Here is a 3,277-nt window from a genome sequence, read left to right on the forward strand (position 1 = left end):
CCCCATGGGACGTGGCGGGGCCCGCCGGGGGTTCCCGGCGGGCCCCGCCTCCTCGCGACCCTGCCGTGGTTCGGGGTCACTGCGGAGCCCGTTCCACTCCCTTCCCACTCTCCCCCGGGAACGGGGGTCCGGCATCCCGGGGGAGCAGGGTGCCGGCATACCGGTCGGTGCACGTACCATCCGCCCCATGGGTGCGACGGACGGCGACAAGGGTGACGGCGGGACCGGGCGGACGACGGAGGCGGGCGGCGGCGCGACCGATGTAACCGGCACGACCGGCGCGACCGGCGCGGGGTCGTCCCCGGCCGGAGGGCAGTGGTTCCCGCCGGAGTGGGCCGGGCGGATCCGCGCGCTGTGGGCCGGTGAGCTGGTGCCGCCGGAGCCGCGCCGGGCGGCGACGGTGATGCTGCTGCGCGACGGCCCGTTCGGCGGGGCGCCGGTGGAGGTGTACCTGCTGCGGAGGCGGGCGTCGATGGCGTTCGGGGCGGGCGCGCACGCGTACCCGGGTGGCGGGGTGGACCCGCGCGACGAGGAGTGGGACGACGCGGCGGGCTGGTCGGGCCCGGACCGTTCGCGCTGGGCGGCCCGGCTGGGGGTGTCGGAGTCGGTGGCGCAGAGCATCGTCTGCGCGGCGGTGCGGGAGACCTTCGAGGAGTCGGGGGTGCTGTTGGCGGGGCCGCACGGCGGCGGGGTGGTCGCCGACACCACCGGCGACGACTGGGAGGTGGACCGGCGGGCGCTGGTGGACCGGGAGCTGTCCTTCTCCGACTTCCTGGCCCGCCGGCGGTTGGTGCTGCGCAGCGAACTGCTGGCGCCGTGGACGCGGTGGATCACCCCGGAGTTCGAGAGCCGCCGCTACGACACCTGGTTCTTCGTCGCGGCGCTGCCGGTGGGACAGCGGGCGCGGAACGCCTCCACGGAGGCGGACCGCACGCTGTGGACGGCGCCGGGGGAGGCGTACGCCGGATATCGGCGCGGTGAGCTTTTGATGATGCCGCCCACCGCCGCGACCCTTCGGGAGCTGGCGGAGTCGGTGGGTTCGGCGGAGCCGGAGGCGGTGCGGACGGTGGCCGATGGTCGGGACCTGTCGCCGGTACTGGCGCGCACCCGCAGGGAGGACGGGCAGATCGTCATCCACTGGCCGGGGTACGAGGAGTTCGAGAAGCGGATGCCCGATCCGGACGCGGGCGGCGGAGCGGAGGAGCGGCGATGACGGAAGCGGCATCCGCGCCCGGACGACCCCGGGCCGGGACGATCGACGGGCCGGCGACGGAGCGCGCCACGTGCGTGCTGGCGCCCAACCCGTCGCCGATGACGCTGGACGGCACCAACACCTGGATCGTCGCCGAGCCGGACGGCCGGTCGGCGGTGGTGATCGACCCCGGTCCGTTGGACGAGGGGCACCTGCGGAAGGTGATCGCGGCGGTGGAGGAGGGCGGCCGGCGGGTCGCCCTGACCCTGCTCACGCACGGGCACGCGGACCACTCCGAGGGCGCGGCGCGGTTCGCGGAGCTGACGAGGTCCCCGGTGCGGGCCCTGGACCCGGCGTTCCTGTTGGGCGGTGAGGGCCTGACCGCCGGTCAGGCCGTGGAGGTGGACGGTCTGGTGCTGCGCGTGGTGGCCACCCCGGGGCACACGCGCGACTCGCTGTCCTTCCACATACCCGCCGACGGCGCGGTGCTGACGGGGGACACGGTCCTGGGCCGGGGCACCACGATGGTCAGCCATCCCGACGGTGACCTGGGGGACTACCTGGACTCGCTGCGCCGGCTGCGGTCGATGACGGTGGACGACGGGGTGGGGACGGTGCTGCCGGGCCACGGCCCGGTGCTGCGGGACGCGCAGGGCGCCATCGACTACTACCTCGTGCACCGGGCCAAGCGGCTGGCGGAGGTGGAGACGGCCGTGGAGGACGGGGTGCGCACGCCGGCGGAGGTGGTGGCGCGGGTGTACGCGGACGTGGACCGCACGTTGTGGCCGGCGGCCGAGCAGTCGGTGCGGGCGCAGTTGGAGTACCTGCGGGGGCACGGCCTGATCGAGTGAGCCCCGGCCCCCGCGGGGGAGTCCTCGATGGGGGAGCCGGGCCGGTGGAACGCCCGAGGGGGCCCGGGCGTCCGGGCCCCCTCGGGGAGGTTCGTGACCCCGTCGGCCGGTGGGGTCGGGCGGCCCCGGTGGGGTCAGCGGCTGCGGCGGGCCAGGCGCTCGATGTCGAGCAGGATGACCGCGCGGGCCTCCAGGCGCAGCCAGCCGCGCGCCGCGAAGTCGGCGAGGGCCTTGTTGACGGTCTCCCGGGAGGCGCCGACCAGCTGTGCCAGCTCCTCCTGGGTGAGGTCGTGCACCACGTGGATGCCCTCCTCCGACTGCACGCCGAAGCGGCGGGAGAGGTCCAGCAGCGCCTTGGCGACCCGGCCCGGCACGTCGGAGAAGACCAGGTCGGACATGTTGTCGTTGGTGCGGCGCAGGCGGCGGGCTACGGCGCGCAGCAGGGCGCCGGCGACCTCGGGCCGGGCGTTGAGCCAGGGCTGGAGGTCGGCGTGGCCCAGACCCAGCAGGCGGGACTCGGTCACGGCGGTGGCCGTGGCGGTGCGCGGTCCCGGGTCGAACAGGGACAGTTCACCGATCAGCTCGCCGGCGCCGAGGACGGCGAGCATGTTCTCCCGGCCGTCGGCGGAGGTGCGGTGCAGCTTGATCTTGCCCTCGGTGACGACGTAGAGCCGGTCGCCCTGATCGCCCTCGTGGAACAGCGCCTCGCCGCGCGAGAGCGTCGTCTCGGTCATGGAGGCGCGCAGTTCGGCCGCCTGCTCGTCGTCGAGCGCCGCGAAGAGCGGTGCGCGCCGCAGAACGTCGTCCACGAGTTCTCTCTCCCTGTCGGCCGTCGGCTCCGATCGGCGCTCCGCCGGTCGGTTGTCCGGATGTCGTCCCGGCCATCATGCCGGACGGTACATCCTTTCCGCCGGGCGACAAGTCTGACGTACCACGGCCGGTCGGGGCGTGCCAGGGGGCCGTTCGGGCTCCCCGGCGTACCCCGCGGGGGTGATTCGGGCGGTGAGGGGTGCCGTTCCACCGGTGGTTACCGGCCGGTCGGCTCCCCGGGGTCGGTCGCGCCGGCGCGCGGGAGGCCGGACGGCGACGGTGTTCGATTTCCGGGGTGTTCGCCCGGGGCGAACACCCCGGGTGCCTGCGCTGTGCGCCGGCCTCTGCCCGGGTGTCGCTTCGCACACTCCCCGCTCCGCTCCTCCTCGTGTCCCCCTCGTGCCGTCGTGTTCTCCCCGTCCCC

The 3,277-nt window shown here is 75.2% G+C and carries 2 protein-coding genes and 2 pseudogenes; 3 read left to right on the top strand and 1 reads right to left on the bottom strand.

Annotated features, from left to right (window positions below):
- The first annotated feature begins 187 nt into the window (after positions 1-187).
- The 3 genes and pseudogenes from FNQ90_RS17205 to FNQ90_RS28715 all read left to right on the top strand — a co-directional run.
- The gene (locus tag FNQ90_RS17205; RefSeq protein WP_228471332.1) at positions 188-1,213 is read left to right on the top strand and encodes an NUDIX hydrolase; all 1,026 of its coding nucleotides are present in this window, start codon (positions 188-190) and stop codon (positions 1,211-1,213) included.
- A 98-nt stretch (positions 1,214-1,311) separates the two neighbouring features.
- Positions 1,312-1,809: pseudogene (locus FNQ90_RS28710) on the top strand (MBL fold metallo-hydrolase); the annotation flags it as partial.
- A gap of 117 nt (positions 1,810-1,926) precedes the next feature.
- A pseudogene (locus FNQ90_RS28715) lies at positions 1,927-2,022 on the top strand (MBL fold metallo-hydrolase); the annotation flags it as partial.
- Positions 2,023-2,177: 155 nt separating this feature from the next.
- On the opposite strand, the gene FNQ90_RS17215 reads toward FNQ90_RS28715, so the two are convergent.
- Positions 2,178-2,852 carry a Crp/Fnr family transcriptional regulator gene (locus tag FNQ90_RS17215; protein WP_143622078.1) on the bottom strand — a complete coding sequence of 225 codons (675 nt, stop codon included), beginning with the start codon at positions 2,850-2,852 and terminating at the stop codon, positions 2,178-2,180.
- Positions 2,853-3,277 lie beyond the last annotated feature (425 nt).

Origin of the sequence: Streptomyces alkaliphilus (assembly GCF_014141535.1) — a bacterium.
In the GTDB taxonomy this organism is placed as follows: domain Bacteria; phylum Actinomycetota; class Actinomycetes; order Streptomycetales; family Streptomycetaceae; genus Streptomyces; species Streptomyces alkaliphilus.